Genomic DNA, 20,059 nt, shown 5'->3' on the forward strand with positions numbered 1-20,059 from the left:
CTATGGCATTGTTGGAAGTAAACGGCATCGGCAAGAGCTTTGGCACCACAAAGGTGCTGCGCGATATCTCGTTTGAGCTGGCCGAGGGCGAGGCCCTGGCCATCATCGGGTCGTCCGGCTCCGGCAAAACGACGCTGCTGCGCTGCTTGAACTTTTTGGAGACAGCGGACGCAGGCAGCATTACGGTGGCGGGCGAGACGCTGTGGAGCGCCGCCGATACCCGCACCCAGAGCGAGGAGGCCATCCGCAAAAAGCGGCTGCATTTCGGGCTGGTGTTCCAGAATTTCAACCTGTTCCCGCAGTACACGGCGCTGCAAAACGTGATGCTGGCGGGCCAGCTTTTGGCGAAGGAACGCCCGGACTACAAGCAGAACAAAAAGCAGATTCTGGCCGATATCGAGACGCAGGCGCGGCAGCTGCTGGCGCAGATGGGACTTTCTGACCGCGAAGGGCACTACCCGCACCAGCTTTCGGGCGGGCAGCAGCAGCGGGTGGCAATCGCCCGCGCCCTGGCGCTGCACCCGGATATTTTGTGCTTTGACGAGCCGACGAGTGCGCTGGACCCTGAGCTGACCGGTGAGGTGCTGCGGGTGCTGCGCGAGCTGGCCGAGCACAAGACCACGATGATCATTGTGACCCATGAGATGAAGTTTGCCCGCGACGTGGCCGACCGCATCCTGTTTATGGACGGCGGCGTGGTCGTGGAGCAGGGCGATGCGAAAGAGGTCATCGACCACCCCAAAGAGGAGCGGACGAGACAGTTCTTGGCGAGTTATGGGAAATAAAAAACGGCAGACCGTTGGATGGCGGTCTGCCGTTTTTTAAAAGGGGGCAATTACCGTACCGCGATGCACTCGATCTCGACGAGGGCGTTCTTGGGCAGGGCGGCGATTTGGACGCAGCTGCGGGCGGGGAAGCCGCCGTGGAAGTAGGTGCCGTAAATCTCGTTCACGGTGCCGAAATCGGCCAGATCCTGCACGAAAACCGTCGTTTTGACGACATTGTCGAGGCTCAGGCCGGCCTCGTTCAGGACGGCCTGCAGATTTTTGAGGGCCTGGTGGGTCTGGGCTTGCACGCCATCGGCCAGATTGCCGGTGGCGGGATCCAGGCCGAGTTGGCCGCTGCAATAGACGGTGGAGCCGGTGTCAACGGCCTGAGAATAGGGGCCGAGGGCGGCGGGGGCGTTCTGGGTGGAAATGTGGGTCATAGTGATGCACTCCTCTATGTTTGATTTTTAAAAACGGGGGTAACAGAGCGGACGATATGCGGGGCGTCGAGGACGCCGCCCCCTACAAAGGAGAGGAGCGGCGAGGGGACTGACCGCCCTACGGGGCGTTTGCCGAAAGGTTGAGGGCCGGGTATGCCCGGCCCCTACGGGGTGGCAATGCGGTTATCGCGCGTCGTCGGGAGCTTCCTTCGGCCAGGCGAAGTGGCGGCGGGTGAGGCAGTCTTGCAGGAAGTCGGTGCATTCTTTCGTGTAGGCGGTGTTGTCGTGGTAGTAGCTGACGGCGTGCTCGGCACCGTGCACCGTCAAAAAGCGCTTGCCCTTGGCGCGGCAGACCTCGTAGTTGCGGCGGCCCATCTCGTAGGGAACAAAGCCGTCGGCATCGCCGTGGACGAAGAAGATCGGCACTTTGCTGTGGGCCGCGGCATCGGTGCAGTCAGCATCCTCAGGGTCAAAATGGCCGAACAGGATGGCCCCCAGCCGCCCGATGGCGTAGGTGGGGCCGAGAGGAAAGCCGGGTAGGTACTCCGGCAGGCATTTGCGGGTGATCTCGCGCGGGCTGGTGTAGCCGCAGTCGGCTACGATGCCGCAGACGTTGTCCGGCAGATTCAGCCCGGCGGCCAGCAGCACGGTGGCTGCGCCCATCGAGACGCCCATCAAAAAGATGGGAACTTCCGGGCCAAAGTGGCTGCGTGCCCAGACAGCCCAGTCCCGGGCGTCGTAGCGCTCCTTCACGCCCATGGTAATGGTGTGGCCGCCGCTGTACCCGTGGGCGCGCTGGTCGGGCAGCAGAACATTATAGCCCAGCTTGGTGCAGAGGGTGTAGCCGCCCAGGCCGTCCCGCACGGCATAGCCCCGGTAGCCGTGGAAGATGATAGCCAGCGGGGCACCGTCGTTGTGGTGGTAGTATCGCGCGGCCAGCGGTGTGCCGTCCTGCGCGGTGATATGTACCGGCGTGAAGGTGTCCCGCGCCAGCGCATCGGCGTCGGGGCACATGGCCTTGCGGTAGACCTCCCGCGTGGGCATATCGGCGGGGGAGGGCACGGCGGTGGTGGGCTTTTGGTAAAAGGCGACGCGGTAGATGCCGTAGGCTGCGCCGAGCACGGCAGTACCGGCTGCGGCGGCCGCAGTAAGCAACGGATGTTTTTTCATGCAGGACACCTCACTTTGGCGGGAATTTGTGTTTATTATAGCAAATGTGCCACAAAACCGCAATGATTCCCCAAAAAAGTTTACACTTGCCACAAAAGTGTTTTCGCGGTATAGTATCTGTGGATAGAAGAAAATGCTTTCCGGGTAGAAGTGCAGGGACAGGGCGATGACGAGCATCGACCCCTGCCATACACGGATTGACGATGCAACAAAAAGGACCCACCTATGACTGAACTGATCCAAAGCCTGAAGGCGGCGGTGGCGCGGTATCCGGGCACGATGGCGGAACTGGCGCGCCGGGCGGCCATCGACCGCTCTACTTTATATAAGATACTCGGCGGGCAGCGCACGCCTCGGCGCGAACAGCTGGAGCGCCTGACCGACGCACTGGAATTGACCGAGGAAGAAAAAACCACCCTGCTGGTGCAGTACAAGCAGCGTGGCCGCGGCACGGACCCCAAGATGCGCGCTGCGTTGAACCAACTGCTGGAAGCGGCGTTCCGGGTCGAGGATTACACCCGGCGCGAGGGAAACATCACCAACGAGGCCGCGCGGCAGATGAGCGTTGCAGGACAGTATGTGGAGGGTACCCGCGCGGTGACGGCTGCCGCAGCGGCGCTGGTGGCCGAGCATATGCTATCCGGTGATACGCGGCCGCTGCTGCTCTCGCCATTCACGAATCCGGTGCTGGACCGGGTGCTGGTGAACCGCTTTTCTGCGCCAGACGGGCAGACGGCGTCGCTGTCCCAGCTGCTGATTTTTGTCGAGGAAAGCGATATCCCCCGGGAGAAAGCCGGGAATATCGCCACGCTGACCCGCGCGTTGCCGCTCTTGTTTCTGCCCAAGCTCAACTACGATGCCCGCGTTGTACGGTGTGTGACGAGCGAACCCAGCCCCGGTACGCTGATGCCGGTGTATCTGCTGCTGCCCACGGCCGCCTTGATGATGGACCGCTTGGGGCAGAAAGGATATATCATCACCGACCGGGAGGTCGTGGAAAATCTGCGCCTGTCGTTCAGCCGAAAGTACATCGACGCAGTGCCGGTGCTGAAACTGGCGACCGGGACCCACGGTTTTATGGAGTCCATGCAGTTGTACAGCAAGCTGTTTGCCGAGACGCGCAAGTGCTGCATGGTGCGCTACCAGCCGCCGTTCAGCCTGTTTGCCGATGAAAAGATCGCGCTGCGGGTCGTGCGGCAGGACGCAGCCGTGCAGCCCTACCTGCCCGCGCTGCTGGATTACCTGAACACCTGGAACCAGCAGACGCCGGATCTGTATTTCTGCGAGGAAGGACTTTTGCAGTTTGTGCGCACCGGGCAGATGTTTGACCTGCCCTCGGCTCTGTACGAACCGCCGGACGTCGAGACGCGCCGGGAGCTGCTGCTGCGGCTGCGCCGGGCGGCGGCCTCCGACAAGCAGACGCTGCGCATTGTGGAATCGGCCCAGCTGCCGCTGACACCGTCGATGAGCGTGAACGCTTTCCGCGGGCGCGGGGTGGTGTTCTGCCAGGCTGTGCTGGAACCGGGCAAAATGTACTGCCGCGAATATCTGATGGAGGATCCCCAGATGACCGAGGCAGTGCTGAATTATCTGGAGGAGGGCAAAACCGGCGACCGGGTGCGCAGCCAAAAATATACGGTGGATTTTATTGATTATTGCCTGCGGTTGTTGTAAGATTAGTAAAAGTGCAAAAAAGGAGACAAGCCATGGCACATACAGAGACTATGCTGGAAAGCAAGGAGATATTCAATGGCCGGGTCATCCGCGTGACGGTGGATAAGGTGCAGCTGGAGGACGGCACCACCAGCACCCGAGAGATCGTCCATCACCACGGCGGGGCGTGCATCCTGCCGGTGGATGCAGATGGAAACGTGACGATGGTGCGCCAGTTCCGCTACGCCTTTGGCGAGGAAATCTGGGAACTGCCCGCCGGCAAACTGGAAGCGGGCGAGGACCCCTTTGAGGCCGCCAAGCGCGAACTGAGTGAGGAGTGCGGCCTGACGGCGGACAACTTCATCGACCTGGGCGTCGTCTACGCCACTGTGGGCTATGACAGCGAAAAAATCTACCTGTGGGCTGCCACCGGCCTGCACGAGGTCAAGCAGCACCTGGACGCCGGGGAGTTCTTGGATGTGGTGAAGATGCCGTTTGACAAGGCCCTGGGCCTGGTGATGGACGGTACCATCAAGGACAGCAAGACCCAGGTTGCCCTGCTGAAATACGCGCAGCTGCGCGATAAAGCGTAAATGGACGTTGAAATACTGGACAACGGCACCCGCGTACTGACCGCGCCGGGAGCCATGTTTGGCACCGACGCGCTGCTGCTGGGGCGGTTTGCCCAGCCCCGGCGGGACGAGCGGGCGCTGGACCTGTGCAGCGGGTGCGGCATTGTGGCGCTGCTGTGGCACGATGCCGGGCACCGGGGACCATGCACGGCGCTGGAATTTGACCCGGCGGCAAGCGCACTCTGCGGCCAGGCGGCTGCGGAGAACGGCGCTGAACATATCACGCCGGTCTGCGCGGATTTACGGCAGTTCTGCACGGCAGGGCCGGAACAGGGGCAGTATGATTTTGCAGCCTGCAACCCGCCCTACTTTGCGGCGGGGCCGCGCAGCCCCGACAAGCGCCGCGCCGAGGCCCGCCACACCGACAGCTGCACGACGGCAGACGCCGTGGACTGCGCCCGCCGCGCCCTGCGGGACGGGGGACGGTTCCTGCTGTGCCAGCGGCCCGAGCAGCTGGCCGAGGTATTGAGCACCCTGCGTGCTGCGCGGCTGGAACCCAAGCGGCTGGCCTTTGTGAAGAACCGCCCCGACGCCGCGCCCTGGCTGTTTTTGGTCGAGGCGCAGAAGGGCCGCAAGACCGGATTGCGCGTGGAGCCGGATGTGCTGATAACGAGCGGTGCGGCGATGTATGGGCCGCGAGAATAACACTAAAAAATTACAAAACTAGGAGAACACCGTCATGGGACTTTTTCATCAGAATTTTGACAAACCGGGGCCGGGCGTTTCGCCCGATGCACCGCGAAAAAAGGGCGCTGCCCGCTTCTTTGAGATTCTGGGCCGCGACTTTTCCACCATATGGATGGCGGGTCTGCTGGCGCTTATCAGCAGCCTGCCCTTCGCGCTGCTGCTGTGGCTCGCCGTGTCCACCCACTCCCTGATCCCGCTGCTGGCGGCGGGCATTCTGGGCGGCATGATCGCCGCACCGCAGATCGTCGGCCTGAACGACACGATTCTGCGCAGCCTGCGCGATGAGCCGGGCTTCTGGTGGGCGACCTACCGCCGCGCCTGGAAGCGCAACGTCAAGGCGTCGCTGCTGCCGGGCGCTGTCTGCGGGCTGCTGCTGGCGATGGAAATTTTCACGGCGTTCCACCTGGATACCTCCCAGAGCGTTGTGCCTGCGGTGGCCGTGCTGGTGGCGCTGATTCTGCTGGCGGGCATTGCACAGTACATCTATGCCCAGGTGGCGCTGGTCGAGGTCAGCTTTGGCGGCCTGCTGAAAAACGCGCTGATGCTGTTTTTGGGCTACCTGCCCCGCAGTGCGCTGGGTGTTCTGTGGCAGGGCATTTACTGGGCAGCGGTGGCGCTGTTCTGGCCTGTCAGCAGCTTTGCGGTGATCCTGTGCAGCCTGTGGCTGCCCTGCCTTTTGAACTTGATGGCGATTTACCCCGCGCTGGACAAGAGCTTTGATTTGGAGAAAACCATCAAGGCCATGCGGGATGCACAGCTGAACAGCGAGAATGAGGACAAATAAAAATTGCAAGGGGAACGCGGGGACGCGTTCCCCTTGCTTGTTTGTAGGGGCGGTTATGAGAAGGCTGGGGTCCGGGTGTGCCCGGCCCCTACATGGACGGCGGGCGGCGAAAGCAGCGGGAACATCTTGCACCTTCTTTATAAAAAGGGTATAATGACATAATAGGCTTATTATGCGGAAAAGGAGGCGACAGCGTGAAAATTCTGCTGGTACACTGCCATTACCGGCTGCCCGGCGGCGAGGATGCCGTTTTTGCGGCGGAGCGGGAATTGCTGGAACGCCACGGCCATACCGTGCTGGTGTATGAGCGCAGCAACGAGGAAGCCGCCCACGGCGCGGCCAAGGCGCTGCTGCCGCTGCACGCCGTCTGGAACCGTCGCGCTGCCCGCGAGGTGAAAGACCTGATAAAACGCGAGGGCGTCGAGGCCGTGCATATCCACAACACTCTCTTGCTGCTCAGCCCCGCTGTGGTGCGGGCCGCCAAAAGCTGCGGCGTGCCGGTGGTGCAGACGCTGCACAATTTTCGCCTGTTCTGCCCCAACGGGATTTTACTGCGGGACGGCCAGGTCTGTGAGGAGTGCCCCCACCACGGCCTGCACTGCGCTTTGAAGCACAGCTGCTACCGGGGCAGCAAGGCGCAGACGCTGGTGGTTGTGGCAGCCTACTGGCTGCACCGGGTCCTGGGGACCTGGCGCGGCGTGACGATGGCTGCCCCCACCGAGTTCGACCGCGAAAAGCTGCTGGAATTCAACAAAATCTACCCGATGTTCGACGCAAACCGCCTGGTCGTCAAGCCGAACCCGGTCTGCGTGCCGAACGACCCGGTGACGCCCTGGGACGAGCGCAAACGGCAGTTTGTGTTTGCCGGGCGGCTGGAAGAATTGAAGGGCATCCGCACCGTTATCGAAGCGTGGCGTATCCTCGATAAAAACGCGCCGGAACTGCTGGTGGCGGGCGACGGCCCGCTGGCCGACTGGGCGAAAGCGCAGAAGCTGCCGAAGGTGCGTTTTCTGGGCCAGCTGCCCCGGGACGAGCTGCACCGCATCATCGGCGAGAGCCGCGCTGTGGTGGGTGCCAGCTTGTGCTATGAGAGCTTTGCCCTGGTGCCCGCCGAGGCCCACGCCCTGGGTACGCCGGTGCTGGCGAGCGGCATCGGCAATATGGGGGCGTCGGTGCGGCCCGGGTTTGACGGCCTGTGTTTTGCGCCGGGGGATGCCACTGCGCTGGCCGGGGCCGTGCGGGCCATGAGTGCCATGCAGTTTGACTGCGCGGCCATCGCCGCCGCCACCCGCCGCCGCTTTGGCGAGGAAGAAAATTACAAGACGTTGATGAGATTGTACGGCCGCAGCGCCGCCGAGGAATGACATGAACCAGTTTTACCGCGCCCTGCATATGCCGCCAAAACGGCTGCTGCGCAAAGTGATGGGCGAAAAAGAAGTGTATACGATTGCAGTGCGCCCCCGCCCCACGGCCGAGGGCACCGAGCCGCTGCCCGCCCTGGGCGCCGGCCCCTACACGATGCTGCCCGGCCGCGAGGGCTGGTGGTTCGCCGACCCGCTGCTCTGCCACCGGGGCGGCAAGCGCTGGCTGTTTGCCGAGGCGATGGACCTTTCCACCGGCAAGGGCCGGCTGGAAGTGTGCGAACTGCACGACGACGGCAGCATTGACGGCTGGCGTGTGGCACTGGAGGAGGATTTTCACCTTTCCTTCCCGATGGTGTTTGACTGGAACGGCGAGGTCTGGATGATTCCCGAGACCGGGCACGACCACAGCCTGCGGCTTTACCGCTGCCGGGTGTTCCCTACAAAATGGGAACTGGTCCAGCGGTTTGCCACCGATGAGGAACTGTGCGACGCGATTTTGGTGGATCGTCGAGCCGAGGCACTGACGATTTTGTGCAGCGAGACAAAGCCCGACAACCAGCTGTATGTGCGCTACCGCCGCTACACGCTGTGCCATGCCGTGCAGGAGACTGCCGCCCTGCCGTTGGCTGAGGCAGACACCCTGCCCGCTGCCGCGCCCGCAGGCCCCTTTGAACTTTTGCCCGACGAGACGTACAATTTGCAGCACCGAGATTTTGATTTTGTCAGCCGCAATGCAGGGCCGCTGTTTGTGCTGGGTGAGCAGGTCATCCACCCCACGCAGGTCAGCACCAGCGTGGACTACGGCGTTTACCTGCAATTTCTCGCGCGGCGCGGCAGCTCTGAGGTGCCGCTCTGCGCGGCGACGCCCCAGAATGTGGAGATCACCGGACTGAACGCGGCGGATGTCATCGGCGTACACACCTATTGCCGGGATGATGTGCTGGAAGTCATCGATGCGCGGTATCTGACGCGCATCCCCAAGCCCGCAAAGCCGGAGGCAGAAGCGTAAATGAAAACCATTGTCATACCGCAGTTTTACCGCGGCCCCTCCGGCCAGAAAGGGCTGTACAACCGACAGGAGGTTGGCCTGGCCCGGGCGTTTGCCGCGCTGGGCTGCCGCGCCGTGGTGCTCTACCCCGAACCGGGTGCAAAAGCGCCCAAGGTGGAGACACCCGAGCCGAACGTGAAAATCTGCTACCTGCCCGCCGTGGCTTTCGGCACCCAGGCATTATACAAAAGCTGGCAGATCTTGCTGGACGAACAGGCCGATGCCGTACACGTCATGGGGGATAACTCCCTGGGCGTACCGGGGCTGTACCGCTTTTGCGAGAAGCACGGCATCGTGTTTTACAGCCAGCTGGGGGCGTTGAAAAGTACCTCCAACCACGCTATTGTGCGCGGGGTGATGGACCTGCTGCTGCACCGAAATTTAACGGTGTACCGCAAGACGCCCACCTATGCCAAGACCCCGGCTGTGGCCGCCGAACTGGAAAGCCTGGGCGTGCCCTGCCGCGGGCTGATGCCGGTGGGGCTGGACACGGCCATCATCCCGACGATACCGGGCAGCAAGGCCATGATACGCCGGGAGCTGAACATCAACGAGCAGGTCAAGGTGCTGGCCTTTGTGGGGCGGCTGGACGCCTACAAGCAGCCGCTCGACCTGGTACCGCTGCTGCAGGCCGCGCCCGACTGGTACGCAGTCATTATTGGGCAGGGGGCGCAGAGCGATGAGCTGGCCCGCCGCTTGACCGAGGCCGGGTTGATGGGCCGCTGCCGCCTGATCCCCCAGCTGCCCAACGCGCAGGTGCATATTTATTATCATGCCTGCAACGCTTTTGTGAACCTGAACGAAAACGAGATTTTCGGTATGAGCCTGTTGGAGGCTATGTACGCGGGCTGCCCGCCGGTGGCCCGCCATGCGCCGGGACCGGATTTAATTATTGAAAACGGCATCAGCGGGTATCTGTGTGATACTGTCGCTGAGATGGCCGCCGCGCTGGACAAGACAACAGACGCCATGGGCCATGCGGCGCAGAACCGCGTGAACGAACACTTTTTGTGGCAGAACAGCGCCGAACTGGCCCTGACCCTGCTGCCGAAAAAGGGGAAGACCAATGGATAACGACAACATTCTGCTGCAAAAGGCCGCCGACATTTACCGCAGTCTGCGGTTCAAGATGAAGTACCGCGGCGTGGATATCTTACCCGCCGGGGCCGGCAACGACCTGGCGCGGGAACTGCTGGAAAGCGGCCAGCCGTTTTTGTTTGGCCGCTGCGGCGCGACCGAAATGCGCACCGTGGCCGACTATTTGCAGAACGACGGCAAAAATTTTGACGACCGCACGCGGGAGGATATCCGCAATTTGTCTGGCGTGTTCCCCACGGATGATGCGACGCTGGAAAAATTCTGCCGTCTCTACGTCAAATGCGCCCAGAATGCGGAGCTGCTGGCCCTGTGGAACGTGGGGGCCGAACGGGAGGTCATCCGCGGCTGCGATGCCACCCGCTTTACCGAACTGCGCGCACTGGAACCCTACTACCACGCCAAGCCGTGGAGCGCGGCACTGGCGGGCAAGCGGGTGTTGGTGGTGCATCCCTTCCGCAAGACGATTGTAGCGCAGTATGCCCGGCGGGCGCAGCTGTTCCCCGGCAAGAATGTCCTGCCGGAGTTTGCGTCACTGACCGTGGTGCAGGCCGTGCAGGGCCTGGGCGGGCAGGACACCGGCTATGCCAGCTGGTTTGACGCCCTGGCCGCCATGGAGCGCGAGATGGACGCCGCCGACTACGATGTGGCCATCGTCGGCGCGGGAGCCTACGGCCTGCCGCTGGCGGCCCACGCCCGGGACACCGGCCACGCCGCCATCCAAATGAGCGGTGCCACGCAGCTTTTGTTTGGCATCAAGGGCAAACGGTGGGACAGCCACCCCGTCATTGGCAAGCTGTACAACGATGCCTGGGTGCGCCCCGACGAGACGGAGGGCATCACCCATAAAGAAAAGGTCGAGGGCGGGAGCTACTGGTAATCGGAGAACTTTATGCGTATCTTAATGATCAGCAACCACCTTGGGGTGCAGAGCGGGGTGCAGCGGTATGTGCAAAATCTGCTGCTGAACCTCGATACAACGAAATACCATATCGACTTGTTCGTGGGGCAGTGCCCGGCGGACCAGGCCAGCACCGCCCCCGCGCTGGAAGCGCACGGCGTGCATATCATTGCGGTGCCGGACAATAAAAAGGACCGCATCCGGGCACTGGCGGCGCACCTGCGCACCCACAAGGACTACGATATCATCCACTACCACACGGCCAGCAAGATCGGCGCACCGGTCTGCGGCATGATGCGGCTGCTCTGCCCCCGGGCCAAGATCGTGGTACACAGCCACATTGTCTACCCGCCGCTGACGCTGACCTGGAGGGCCGCCCACGGCGTCTACCAGCTGTTTGCGGATTATTTCCTCGGCTGCGGCGTGGCGGCAGGGCGATTTGTGTTTGGCGACCATATCGACGAAAAACCAAACTTTTCCGTGGCCTGCAACGCCGTGGATGCCGGGCGGTTCCACCCGGACGCCGCCGCGCGGGCTGCCACGCGGGCCAACTACGGCATTGCCGACACCGACCGCCTGGCCGGGTTTGTGGGGCGGCTGAACCACCAAAAAAACCCGCTGTTTTTGATGGAGGTTTTTGCAGCTATGGCCGCGCAGGATGTGCGGTGGAAACTGCTGCTTGTCGGCACCGGCGAGAAAGAGCCGGAAATGCGTGCCGCCGCTGAGGCCCACGGTCTGGCCGACCGCGTGATTTTTGCGGGCGTGCAGAGCGATGTGCCCGCTTTTATGAACGCTTTTGACCTGTTTTTGCTGCCCAGCAATTTTGAGGGCAGCCCGGTCACGCTGGTAGAGGCCCAGGGCTGCGGCGTGCCGTGTCTGGCATCGACCAATGTGCCCGACGATGGCTCGGTGACGGAGCTGGTGCATTTTCTGCCGCTGGCCGCCCCCCTGACCGAGTGGGCGGCCAAGGCCGATGAAATTGCCGTGGGCGGCGACCACGCCGACCACTGGCAGACCCTTGCCGCCGCCGGGTATGAGCTAAAGACCGCTGCCCGCCGCATGGAGCAGCTGTACGACAAGCTGGGAGGCCGAGCATGATTTACGCGGAGCTGGCCGGGGGCCTGGGCAATCAGATGTTCATTTATGCCTTTGCGCGGGCGCTGGGCCTGCGCTGCGGCGAGGGTGTGACCCTGCTGGACCGGCAGGACTGGCGCGACGGTGCGCCCGCCCACACGGTCTGCGCGCTGGGGGCACTGAACATCAGCCCCGAGGTAGAAATTCTGGCCGATTCCGGCTTTGCCAAGGCGCATCTGCCCCGGCAGAACGCCGCCAAGGCGCTGATGATCAAATACGAGCAGCGCCGCGGCCTGCTGGCCCGGGATTGGCACGGCTTTGAGGCCGCCGCCGCACCGCTGCTGAACGCGCTGGGCCTGCACTTTGCCACCGACGGCTACACGCCGGCGCGGCGGGGAAAAAGTAAAGATTTCCTCGCGTGGGGGTATTTCCAGAGTGAGAAATATTTTGACGATTTTGCTGATGTTGTAAAAACCGAGCTGCGAAGCAAAGCAGTCCCGGCGGGGGAGTGCGCCGACAGGATACGTGCCGCGGCCTGGCCGGTCTGCGTACATCTGCGGCGCGGCGACTATCAGAAGCCGGAGAACGCCATCTTGCAGGTCTGCACGCCCGCGTATTACGCCCGGGCAGCGGCGCAGGTGAAAGCGGCCCGCCCCGAGGCGGAGCTGTTCGTGTTCTCGGACGATATCGCCTGGGCGCAGGAGCATCTGGACACGGCGGGGCTGCCCGCAGTGTTTATGCCCCAGGGCGCGGCGGTGGACGACCTGGCGCTGATGCAGCTCTGCCATGGGTTTGTGGTGAGCAACTCCACATACAGCTGGTGGGCGCAATACCTGGCTGAGGCCCCGGATAAGCAGGTCTGGGCCCCGGACAGGTGGTACGCGCACACGAAGGATAGTGCGCTGTATCTGGATGGGTGGAAGCTTATAAAGGCTTCCCCCTTGGGGGAAGCTGGCCGCGAAGCGGACTGATGAGGGGCGCGTGAACCGCATTTGGCCGCTGTTGGGACAGTGCTGCGCGGGCCGATGTGAGCATCGGCCCCTACAACAAGGCAAGGGGGCTGCCGGGGCAAGGCTGCCCCTCATCCGGCCCTGCGGGGCCACCTTCCCCCGACGGGGGAAGGCATAGAGAAGGAGAATGTTATGCCGCGATTTTCTATTATTGTACCGGTGTATAATGTGCAGAATTACCTCGCGGCGTGTGTCAAGAGCGTGGCGGAGCAGGCGGGGGAGCGCGATTGGGAGTGCATCCTTGTGGACGATGGATCCACCGATATGAGCGGGACAATGTGCGACGCGTTCGCCGCCGAGATCCCCGGCATACAGGTCGTCCACCGGGAAAACGGCGGCCTGGCCGCTGCCCGCAACACCGGACTAAAGCACGCCCAGGGCGAGTGGGTGCTGTTTTTGGACAGCGACGACGCCATGGCCCCCGGGCTGCTGGCGGCGCTGCGCACCGAGCTGGCCGCCCACCCGGAGTACGATTGGTTCATCGGCAAGCATCTGGAATGGCAGCTCGACGACAGCCTGACCGAACACGCGGGGCTGCATCTGGTGCCCGGGTTGTTTGACAGCAGCGACTACGCCGCCCGATTGAAAGCGCTGTACGGCGCGGGGCACTGGTCGGTGTGGAAATACTGCATCCGGCGGTCGTTTTTGACCGAAAGCGGCGTGAAATTTTTGCCCGACTGCGTCTGGGCCGAGGACTGGCCTTTTGATTTGGAATTGCTGACAAAGTGCGAACGGCTGTACTTTTTGGATGTGGTGTTCACCCACTACCGCGTGGGGCGGCAGGGCAGCCTGCTGACTGACGCGAAAAACCTGCCCAAGCGGTTCAAGGGGCTGGCGGCGGCCCAGAGGCGGCTGGCGAAGCTTTCGGCCAGCGGCGCGGTGGATGCCGCGACCTATGCCGCCATGGAGAACGCGGCGGCCGATGTGTTCTGGCCGCAGGCCCGCACAGCGGCGGTGAAGGATGCCGCCATCCGCAAGGCTTGCCTGCCCTACATCCAGCAGCTGCGGCCATTGTATGCCTGCGGCACCGAGGTAAAGACCCGCCGGGATTGGCGGGTGTTCCAAAAGCTGATGCAGACCTTCGGGCCGAAATTTACCCTGTGGGCGGCGAGCCGCCGCTAAAGGCTTCCCCCAAGGGGCTGCGCCCGCAGGCGCGTGTCGAAGCGTAACCGCCGTAGGCGGCTCTTGACGCGGAGACTGAAGCTGTCGCCGTAGGCGACTGATGAGGGCTAACCTCGCCATCACCGCCCATTAACGGCTTACAACTCATACTCTCCCCTCATCCGGCCCTCCGGGCCACCTTCCCCCTCGGGGGAAGGCTTTTGTGAAAGGAACTGCCTTGCGTACCAAACGTACCTTATTAAATATGGCTTACGCCCTTGGCTCCAGCCTGCTGCTGTTGCTGCTGGGGCTGGTCACACGGCGGCTGCTGGTCGATAACTTCGGCCCGCAGATCACCACGGCGTCCCAGGTCGTCAGCCAGCTGTTCAACTTTTTCTCAATCGCAGAGTTCGGCGTCGGCAGCGTTATCAGCTACCGGCTGTATGAGCAGATCGCCGCGAAAAATGAGGAAAAAATCAGCAAGTACATGTCGATGTACAAATGGGCGTATCGCGTCGTCGGCATGGTCATTGCGGGGCTGGCACTCATCGGCGCGGCTGTGCTGCGGTGGATCATGCCCGATGTGCCCGCCGCCACGGCCTACACCGTGTACGGGCTGAACGTGGTTTCGACGCTGTGCAGCTACTTTTTGATAACCCGCCGCCTGATGTACACCTGCACCCAGCAGGGCTACCGCTGCACCCAGATTGACTTTTGCTGCAACGTGGCGACAAGTCTGGCAAAAATTGCCGTCTCGCTGTGGCTCCCGAACTATGTGCTGTATTTCAGCGTGACGATCTTCTTTAACGTCATGGCAAACCTGATCATTGCGCGGCGGTTCAAAAAGGACTTCCCCTATGTGCATGACGTAAAAGTCACGGTCAACGACTTTAAAAAGCTGGGTATTTTCCACGATTTGCGGTATTTTTTGGTACACCGTCTCTCCAACACGATCTACGGCTCGTCGGATACCATCGTGACGTCCCGCATGGGCGGCTCGACCCAGACGACGTTTTTGGGCAACTACAATACCATTTCCACCTCCGCCACCGACCTGGGCAACAAGGTCATGGACAGCTTTGCGGCGGCCATCGGCAACATTGTCTACGACAAATCCGCCGCCGCCAACGACCACGACAAGCAGGTGTTCTGGGGCATGGATCTGTTCAGCTACCTGTTCGGCAGCTTTGTGGCGACCGCGTATTTCTGCCTGTTTCAGCCGTTTATGGGCGCGTGGATGGGCGAAAAATGGCTGCTGCCCCTGAGCTTTGTGCTGGTGTTCTGCCTGAATGAGTATGTCGGCTGGAACCACCGGATGCTGGGGTCCTACCGCGCGGTGCTTGGCCATTTTGAGGAGGATCAGTGGTTCATGGTGGCGTCGGCCACGGTGAACCTGGCGCTGAGCTTTATTCTGTTCCCGCTGTATGATATCACCGGCGCACTGATCGCCACGGTGGTGGCCCACTGCATCATGTGGGCCGGGCGTATCCAGGTCGTGTTCCGCCAGTATATGTGCGGCGGGCTGGGGCATTACCTGGCCGTGCAGGCGCTGCATCTGGTCACGCTGGCAGCCTGCATGGGCGGCAGCTACGCGCTGTGCGCCAGAATGCCCGGCGGCTGGCTGGGCCTGGCGCCCCGGGTGCTGGTGGTGCTGGTGGTGCCCAACCTGCTGAACCTGGCCGTCTACGGCTGGGGCAAAGACGCCGCCTACCTGCGCCAGTACGGCGCGAAGGTGCTGCGCAAGCTGAAACGAAAGGGGGATGCCGCATGACAAAAATCGGGATGCTGTACATCTGTACCGGCAAGTACACGGTGTTCTGGCCGGAGTTTTACCGCAGCTTTGAGGAAAAGTTCCTGCCCGGGTGCGAGAAGGAATACTTTGTCTTTACGGATGCCCCCGCCATTGAGTATGAGGACGCGCCCCGCGTACACCGCATTTACCAGGAGGCCTACCCCTGGCCGTACAGCACACTGAAGCGGTTCTCCATCTTTCTGACGCAGGAGGACGCGCTGCGGGGGATGGATTATCTCTTTTTCTTTAATGCGAATCTTACCTGCAAAAAGACCGTTACAGCGGAGGAATTTTTGCCCCGGCCCGAGAAGGGCGAAAATCTGCTGCTCGTGCAGCAGCCGGGCTTCTGGAACAAAAAGCCGCCGTTTTATACCTACGACCGCAACCCCAAGAGCACGGCCTACATCCCCTACAACTGCGGGAAGGACTACGTCTCCGGCGGGCTGAACGGCGGCACGGCGGCGGCGTTTCTGGTGCTGTGCCATGAGCTGGAACGCCGCACCGAGCAAGACTTGCAGAACGGTGTGATCGCCCTGTGGCATGACGAAAGCCAGCTGAACCGCTACGCGGCTGAGCGCAGCGATTACCGCCTGCTGACCCCGGCCTACTGGTATCCCGAGGGCTGGGATATGCCGTTTGAGGAAAAGATATCGGTGCGGGACAAGGCCCGCTACTTTGATGTGGCGGCGGTGAAAAACAAAGAAACGAAGCAGCGCGGATTTCTGGCACGAAAATGGGGCGCTTTCTGCGAAAATTACCTGCCCTGCTGGTACTGCCTGCGGGATACCCTGCTGCACAAAACGCTGGGGGCCGGCCGATGACGGCGCAGAGTGCGCGGCTGCGCCGGTGCGGTGCGGCCCTGCTCTGCCTGGTGTGTGCGGCGGTCATGGTGCGCAGCGCCTTTGTGGGGTTGGAAATCGACGAAGAGTACGCGCTGTCGCTGGGGTTCCGGCTCGTCAGCGGGGACAGGCTGTTCTACTCGATGTGGGAGCCGCACCAGCTTTCCAGCCTGCCGTCGGCGGCGCTGCTGGCAGCGTTTATGGCTGTGACCGGCGGCACGACCGGCGTGCTGCTGTTTTTCCGGCTTGTGGTGCTGGTGTGCAAGGCCGCGATGAGCTATGCGTTTTACCGGGAGTTCCGCCGGGATCTAGGCGGGCGCGGGGCGCTGCTGGCGGCGCTGGTGCTGTTTGCCTTTGTGCCCAAGTGGTTTTTGGGGCCGGATTACACCGGCCAGCAGTTCCATTGGACTGTGGCGGCGTTTTTGTGCCTGCACCATTATGTGAGCCGCGGGTTTCAAAAACCGTGGCTCGTGGCGGTGGGAGCGGTCTGCGCCTGCTTCGGCTATCTGGCGTTCCCCCAGAGTATTGCGGCGTTCGCGGTGCTGTGGGTGGGGCTGTTTGTGCTGGGGCGGCGCGGCGGCGAGCGCTGCCGCTGGGGCATTCCCCGCGGCGTCTGGCTGCTGACCGGCAGCTGTGCCGGGTGCGGCGCGGCGTTTTTGCTCTACGCGCTGTGGGGCGTTGGGTTTGACCCGGCGCTGCTGGCGGCGCGTTTGCAGCTGATTTTACACGACCCGCAGTATGATTTTACCACCGGTGCGCGGCTGGCGGCGCTGGCCGCCCAGGCGTGGAGCGTGGCAAAATCGCTGGTGTGGCCGTTGGCGGCAGCGGCACTCGTCTGTGCTTTGATGTGGGCGCTCCGTTTGCGGGGCGCCGGGGACGCCGCCCTCTATGACAAAGGGGATGCTTTGTGCCGGGTGCTGAGCCTGTGGGCGGCACTGACGGCGTTGCAATGTCTGGTGCGTGCGGTGGCGGACCGCAGCCTTGACGAACGACAGTTTGTGCCGGTGCTGGTGCTGGCGGGCGCGGCAGCGTTCCGGAAAGGCCGCGGCACGCCGGGCAGCGCGGCGCTGTTCTGGCTGGGTTACCTGCCCGGGTTGGCGGCCTACGCAATGATCCTGCGCTCGACGCTGCTGGGCCTGGCCCCGACCTTTATGTACCTGATGTGGCCCGCTGTCTGCGGTGCGCTGGCAATGCTGAACGCGAGAGACAAGTGCGGCGCGGCCCGCCGTGCGCAGGGGGCTATTTGTCTGGCGGCGGCACTGGCGTTTTTGCTGGTCTGCCGCATCTGGTGCGTGGAGGTGACCGGCTGGAAGCCCGCCAGCGTGGCCGACACGCCGCTGGTGCGCATTGAGAGCGGCCCCGCAAAGGGCATTTGCGCCGACGAGAAGGCCGCCGATATGCAGGAATGCCTGGTCGAGGCGCTGGAACCCTACGCCGGGCAGGCCGTATTGCAGGCCATCGGCGAGCAGCACGGCCTGGGCTTTTTGATGGCGGACGGCACGCTGACCGTGGCGCAGGCGTCAGTCATTTCCGGCACCGACAGTGACCCACGGTTTGAACAGTATTACACCGAACTGCCCGATAAACAGCCCGACGTCATTTTGTACGATGACGCCGAGGTGCGGGATATGACGGAGTTCCACGAGTGGATCGAAACGAATTTTACCATCACACAGCGCTATACCGTGCAGCATGGCACCGCGAGTTTGCAGGTGCTGGTCTGCGGGTGATGGGTTGTAGTTGTGCCCGGTGTGATGTATAATAATGCAGAGCGGCATGCCCGCCCCGATAATGATGCAAAGGAGCAGAACATGGAAAAACTGCTGGTATTTATCCCTGCCTACAACTGCGAAAAGCAGGTCACGCGTGTGCTTTCCCAGCTGTTGGATAAGCGCATTGCCCCCTGGGTGGGGGAGTGCATCGTGGTGAACAACCGCGCCACCGACGGCACCGAGAGCGCCGTGAAGGACTGGATGGCCCGCCACCCTGACGCCCCGGTGCGTTTGCTGCGCAACGACCAAAACTACGGCTTGGGCGGCAGCCATAAGGTGGCCTTCGGCTATGCGGCGGCCCATGGGTATGAGCATCTGGTGGTGCTGCACGGCGACGACCAGGGGGCCATTGTGGACCTGCTCCCGATTCTGGAAGATGGCACATACAAAAACTACGACTGCTGCCTCGGCTCCCGCTTTATGAAGGGCAGCAAGATCGGCGGGTACAGCGCCTTGCGCGTCGTGGGCAACCACGGCTTCAACTGGCTGTTCAGTGTAGTGGCCCGCAAGAAAATTACCGATCTGGGTAGCGGGCTGAACCTGTACGCAGTCGAGCCGCTGAAAACCGAGTACTACAAAAAGTTCCCAGATACGCTGTATTTTAACGACTGCATGATCCTGGCGCTCTGCCAGATGAAACAGCGGGTGCTGTTCTTCCCCATCAGCTGGCGCGAGGAGGATCAGGTCAGCAACAACAAGCTGACCAGCTTCGGCGTCAGCCTGCTCAAGCTCTGCGGTAAGTATCTGGCCGGGCCGAAGGCGTTTGTAGAGCGCGAGTGGCGCGACAACATCATTGAGAATTACAGCTACGAGGTCGTAGCGTCCAACCTGTAAGGAGGGTCATAAGTATGAAAGTTCTGGTAACGGGTGCAGCCGGTTTTATCGGCGGCCAGCTGTGGCATACGCTGTGGAAGCGCGGGGACGAGGTCGTCGGCATCGACAACTTCTCCTACGGCAGCATGGACAATCTGAAGTTCGACGACCATGATTTCGGCGGTGAAGTGCGGAAAATGGACATCCGCGACAAGGCCGGGATGTTGGCCCTGTTTGAGGCGGAGAAATTCGATGTTGTGTACAATATTGCGGGCATTGCGCCGCTGCCAGACTGCCAGAGCGACCCGGTGCAGGCCATCGAGGTCAACACCCTGGGCCTGGTCAATCTGCTGGAAGCAGGCCGCCGCACCGGCATCAGGCAGCTGGTGCAGGCGTCCACCAACGCCATGTACGAGAATGAGACGGAGTTCCCGACGGTGGAGAGTAAATTCAACCCGCCGACGCTGATCTACCCCAACACGAAGTACTGCGGCGAGCGCTTTGCCCAGAGCTTTGCCGATACCTACGGCATGACCGTGACCTGCCTGCGCTTTGCCAACGTCTACGGCCCACACATCGACTGCCTGCGCAAGCAGCCGCCGTTTGTGGGCTACATGATCCGCGAGCTGTACTATGACCGCACGCCGGAGTTCCACTCCGACGGCAACCAGCGCCGGGATTATATTTATGTGGATGACCTGATCGCGCTGGCGCTGCGCGTGGTGGAGCGCCCCCAGAAGGGCTTTGACGCGGTGAATGTGTCCAGCAACCAGAGCTACTCGGTGCGGGAACTGTACGCCATTGCCAACAAGCTGATGGGCAAGAACATCGAGGCCAAATACTGCCCCAGCAGCCATTACTGGGCCAAGTACCCCGAGCTGTACGGTGGGGCTTACGGCATCAAACCGGAGATTCTGGATCACGAGGTCAACAAGTTCAGCCAGTGCGACAACACCCACGCCCGCGAAGCCTACGGCTGGGAGCCGAAGGTGGATATTGAGACCGGCTTGAGCCGGGTCGTTGAGGCCGAGACGAAGATGCTGGCGGAAAAAGATAAGAGATAATAGATAAAAGAGAATAAAAAATGTGGAGTTTTGACCTGAAGGTCAAAACAAAA

General features: G+C 62.2%; 19 protein-coding genes. 17 read left to right on the forward strand and 2 right to left on the reverse strand.

Translation table 11 applies throughout. From position 1 onward, the window contains the following. Positions 1-2 precede the first annotated feature (2 nt). A complete protein-coding gene (locus ACZO0A_RS01600; RefSeq protein ID WP_291212292.1) occupies positions 3-785 on the forward strand; it encodes an amino acid ABC transporter ATP-binding protein in 783 nt (260 codons plus the stop codon). Between the two features lie 50 nt (positions 786-835). Here the strand turns inward: ACZO0A_RS01600 and ACZO0A_RS01605 are convergent, their stop codons facing one another. Together ACZO0A_RS01605 and ACZO0A_RS01610 are read right to left on the reverse strand one after the other, a co-directional pair. Continuing rightward, on the reverse strand, positions 836-1,207 hold the full coding sequence (locus tag ACZO0A_RS01605; protein ID WP_302375807.1) for a RidA family protein: 372 nt from the start codon (positions 1,205-1,207) through the stop codon (positions 836-838). A gap of 183 nt (positions 1,208-1,390) precedes the next feature. Then, a complete protein-coding gene (locus ACZO0A_RS01610; protein ID WP_291231572.1) occupies positions 1,391-2,377 on the reverse strand; it encodes an alpha/beta hydrolase in 987 nt (328 codons plus the stop codon). Positions 2,378-2,602: 225 nt separating this feature from the next. Between ACZO0A_RS01610 and ACZO0A_RS01615 the strand changes: the two genes are divergently transcribed. From ACZO0A_RS01615 to ACZO0A_RS01690, 16 genes are all read left to right on the forward strand, one after another. Continuing rightward, positions 2,603-4,051 carry a helix-turn-helix domain-containing protein gene (locus ACZO0A_RS01615; RefSeq protein WP_215690641.1) on the forward strand — a complete coding sequence of 483 codons (1,449 nt, stop codon included), beginning with the start codon at positions 2,603-2,605 and terminating at the stop codon, positions 4,049-4,051. Between the two features lie 32 nt (positions 4,052-4,083). Then, positions 4,084-4,623 carry an NUDIX domain-containing protein gene (locus ACZO0A_RS01620; protein ID WP_215690645.1) on the forward strand — a complete coding sequence of 180 codons (540 nt, stop codon included), beginning with the start codon at positions 4,084-4,086 and terminating at the stop codon, positions 4,621-4,623. After that, positions 4,624-5,307, forward strand: coding sequence for a tRNA1(Val) (adenine(37)-N6)-methyltransferase (locus tag ACZO0A_RS01625; protein ID WP_215690648.1), 684 nt, complete (start codon positions 4,624-4,626; stop codon positions 5,305-5,307). It abuts the gene before it with no gap. A gap of 34 nt (positions 5,308-5,341) precedes the next feature. After that, a complete protein-coding gene (locus ACZO0A_RS01630) occupies positions 5,342-6,133 on the forward strand; it encodes a YesL family protein (RefSeq protein WP_215690651.1) in 792 nt (263 codons plus the stop codon). A 194-nt stretch (positions 6,134-6,327) separates the two neighbouring features. Then, complete coding sequence (locus ACZO0A_RS01635) at positions 6,328-7,497, forward strand: glycosyltransferase (protein ID WP_302375811.1); 1,170 nt, start codon at positions 6,328-6,330, stop codon at positions 7,495-7,497. Position 7,498: 1 nt separating this feature from the next. After that, a complete protein-coding gene (locus ACZO0A_RS01640; RefSeq protein WP_291211139.1) occupies positions 7,499-8,506 on the forward strand; it encodes a glucosamine inositolphosphorylceramide transferase family protein in 1,008 nt (335 codons plus the stop codon). After that, a complete protein-coding gene (locus tag ACZO0A_RS01645) occupies positions 8,507-9,619 on the forward strand; it encodes a glycosyltransferase family 4 protein (protein ID WP_302375812.1) in 1,113 nt (370 codons plus the stop codon). Further along, the gene (locus ACZO0A_RS01650; RefSeq protein WP_486845965.1) at positions 9,612-10,520 is read left to right on the forward strand and encodes a hypothetical protein; all 909 of its coding nucleotides are present in this window, start codon (positions 9,612-9,614) and stop codon (positions 10,518-10,520) included. Before ACZO0A_RS01645 ends, ACZO0A_RS01650 begins: the two co-directional genes overlap by 8 nt. A 12-nt stretch (positions 10,521-10,532) precedes the next feature. Further along, positions 10,533-11,639, forward strand: a complete 1,107-nt coding sequence (locus tag ACZO0A_RS01655; RefSeq protein WP_302375814.1) for a glycosyltransferase — start codon at positions 10,533-10,535, stop codon at positions 11,637-11,639. After that, positions 11,636-12,586, forward strand: a complete 951-nt coding sequence (locus ACZO0A_RS01660) for an alpha-1,2-fucosyltransferase (protein WP_302375815.1) — start codon at positions 11,636-11,638, stop codon at positions 12,584-12,586. Before ACZO0A_RS01655 ends, ACZO0A_RS01660 begins: the two co-directional genes overlap by 4 nt. A gap of 171 nt (positions 12,587-12,757) precedes the next feature. Then, a complete protein-coding gene (locus tag ACZO0A_RS01665) occupies positions 12,758-13,747 on the forward strand; it encodes a glycosyltransferase family 2 protein (RefSeq protein WP_302375816.1) in 990 nt (329 codons plus the stop codon). A gap of 217 nt (positions 13,748-13,964) precedes the next feature. Beyond that, positions 13,965-15,497: an oligosaccharide flippase family protein gene (locus tag ACZO0A_RS01670; protein WP_486845967.1), complete on the forward strand. Its 1,533-nt coding sequence runs from the start codon at positions 13,965-13,967 to the stop codon at positions 15,495-15,497. Further along, positions 15,494-16,339, forward strand: a complete 846-nt coding sequence (locus ACZO0A_RS01675) for a family 6 glucosyltransferase (protein ID WP_291211159.1) — start codon at positions 15,494-15,496, stop codon at positions 16,337-16,339. Before ACZO0A_RS01670 ends, ACZO0A_RS01675 begins: the two co-directional genes overlap by 4 nt. Next, a complete protein-coding gene (locus ACZO0A_RS01680; protein ID WP_486845969.1) occupies positions 16,336-18,087 on the forward strand; it encodes a hypothetical protein in 1,752 nt (583 codons plus the stop codon). Before ACZO0A_RS01675 ends, ACZO0A_RS01680 begins: the two co-directional genes overlap by 4 nt. A gap of 81 nt (positions 18,088-18,168) precedes the next feature. Then, positions 18,169-18,963 (forward strand): glycosyltransferase family 2 protein, encoded by a 795-nt coding sequence (locus tag ACZO0A_RS01685; RefSeq protein ID WP_486845970.1) that lies wholly within the window; start codon positions 18,169-18,171, stop codon positions 18,961-18,963. Between the two features lie 14 nt (positions 18,964-18,977). Beyond that, the gene (locus ACZO0A_RS01690) at positions 18,978-20,006 is read left to right on the forward strand and encodes an NAD-dependent epimerase/dehydratase family protein (protein ID WP_291211167.1); all 1,029 of its coding nucleotides are present in this window, start codon (positions 18,978-18,980) and stop codon (positions 20,004-20,006) included. Positions 20,007-20,059 lie beyond the last annotated feature (53 nt).

Source organism: Gemmiger sp. (assembly GCF_057431175.1).

What these genes read in the sequence shown, in the direction of transcription:
- ACZO0A_RS01600 (WP_291212292.1), top strand. Translation starts at nt 3, where the DNA reads ATGGCATTGTTGGAAGTAAACGGCATCGGCAAGAGCTTTGGCACCACA.
- ACZO0A_RS01605 (WP_302375807.1), bottom strand. Translation starts at nt 1,207, where the DNA reads ATGACCCACATTTCCACCCAGAACGCCCCCGCCGCCCTCGGCCCCTAT.
- ACZO0A_RS01610 (WP_291231572.1), bottom strand. Translation starts at nt 2,377, where the DNA reads ATGAAAAAACATCCGTTGCTTACTGCGGCCGCCGCAGCCGGTACTGCC.
- ACZO0A_RS01615 (WP_215690641.1), top strand. Translation starts at nt 2,603, where the DNA reads ATGACTGAACTGATCCAAAGCCTGAAGGCGGCGGTGGCGCGGTATCCG.
- ACZO0A_RS01620 (WP_215690645.1), top strand. Translation starts at nt 4,084, where the DNA reads ATGGCACATACAGAGACTATGCTGGAAAGCAAGGAGATATTCAATGGC.
- ACZO0A_RS01625 (WP_215690648.1), top strand. Translation starts at nt 4,624, where the DNA reads ATGGACGTTGAAATACTGGACAACGGCACCCGCGTACTGACCGCGCCG.
- ACZO0A_RS01630 (WP_215690651.1), top strand. Translation starts at nt 5,342, where the DNA reads ATGGGACTTTTTCATCAGAATTTTGACAAACCGGGGCCGGGCGTTTCG.
- ACZO0A_RS01640 (WP_291211139.1), top strand. Translation starts at nt 7,499, where the DNA reads ATGAACCAGTTTTACCGCGCCCTGCATATGCCGCCAAAACGGCTGCTG.
- ACZO0A_RS01645 (WP_302375812.1), top strand. Translation starts at nt 8,507, where the DNA reads ATGAAAACCATTGTCATACCGCAGTTTTACCGCGGCCCCTCCGGCCAG.
- ACZO0A_RS01650 (WP_486845965.1), top strand. Translation starts at nt 9,612, where the DNA reads ATGGATAACGACAACATTCTGCTGCAAAAGGCCGCCGACATTTACCGC.
- ACZO0A_RS01655 (WP_302375814.1), top strand. Translation starts at nt 10,533, where the DNA reads ATGCGTATCTTAATGATCAGCAACCACCTTGGGGTGCAGAGCGGGGTG.
- ACZO0A_RS01660 (WP_302375815.1), top strand. Translation starts at nt 11,636, where the DNA reads ATGATTTACGCGGAGCTGGCCGGGGGCCTGGGCAATCAGATGTTCATT.
- ACZO0A_RS01665 (WP_302375816.1), top strand. Translation starts at nt 12,758, where the DNA reads ATGCCGCGATTTTCTATTATTGTACCGGTGTATAATGTGCAGAATTAC.
- ACZO0A_RS01675 (WP_291211159.1), top strand. Translation starts at nt 15,494, where the DNA reads ATGACAAAAATCGGGATGCTGTACATCTGTACCGGCAAGTACACGGTG.
- ACZO0A_RS01680 (WP_486845969.1), top strand. Translation starts at nt 16,336, where the DNA reads ATGACGGCGCAGAGTGCGCGGCTGCGCCGGTGCGGTGCGGCCCTGCTC.
- ACZO0A_RS01685 (WP_486845970.1), top strand. Translation starts at nt 18,169, where the DNA reads ATGGAAAAACTGCTGGTATTTATCCCTGCCTACAACTGCGAAAAGCAG.
- ACZO0A_RS01690 (WP_291211167.1), top strand. Translation starts at nt 18,978, where the DNA reads ATGAAAGTTCTGGTAACGGGTGCAGCCGGTTTTATCGGCGGCCAGCTG.